1 pseudogene is annotated in these 942 nt (G+C 51.6%); it reads right to left on the bottom strand.

The features are described 5' to 3' along the window. Nucleotides 1-942 (bottom strand): annotated as a pseudogene (locus CRP01_RS42705) (hypothetical protein); the annotation flags it as partial.

Raw genomic sequence — 942 nt, forward strand, 5'->3', positions numbered from 1 at the left:
CCTGGTTATGACTACCGGACAGGTACCGGTTTGGGTATCCACATAGGTGAGTGTATAGTTGCAATCTTCGGTAACCGTTACCCCGTAAGCTGCTTCCTGACCCGTGATATCTACTGGCGTCTCAGAATAATCAGCTAATCCCGTAGCGACATCACAAGCCTCAATCGTATCATCGCCCGGAGCCGTAACTACCGGATCGGTCGTATGACCAATCGTAATCGTTTGGGTATCCGTGCCCTGGTTAAGACACTCATCAATCGCGGTAAACGTCCTGGTTATGACTACCGGACAGGTACCGGTTTGGGTATCCACATAGGTGAGTGTATAGTTGCAATCTTCGGTAACCGTTACCCCGTAAGCTGCTTCCTGACCCGTGATATCTACTGGCGCCTCAGAATAATCAGCTAATCCCGTAGCGACATCGCACGCTTCAATCGTGTCATCGCCCGGAGCCGTAACTACCGGATCGGTCGTATCACCAATCGTGATCGTTTGGGTATCCGTGCCCTGGTTAAGACACTCATCAATAGCCGTGAAGGTACGCGTAATCACTACCGGGCAGGTGCCGGTTTGCGTATCAACATAAGTAAGGGTATAGTTGCAATCTTCGGTAACCGTCACTCCGTAAGCCGCTTCCTGCCCCGTAATATCTACCGGCGTCTCAGAGTAATCTGCCAGACCCGTAGCTACATCGCACGCTTCAATCGTATCATCGCCCGGAGCCGTTACTACCGGATCGGTGGTATCACCGATGGTTATCGTTTGGGTATCGGTACCCTGGTTGAGGCATTCATCAATGGCCGTGAACGTCCTAGTGATCACGACCGGACAGGTACCGGTTTGGGTATCCACATAGGTGAGTGTATAGTTGCAATCTTCGGTAACCGTCACTCCGTAAGCCGCTTCCTGCCCCGTAATATCTACCGGCGTTTCTGAATAATC

Source organism: Flavilitoribacter nigricans DSM 23189 = NBRC 102662, assembly GCF_002646595.1.
Taxonomy (GTDB): Bacteria; Bacteroidota; Bacteroidia; order Chitinophagales; family Saprospiraceae; genus Flavilitoribacter; species Flavilitoribacter nigricans.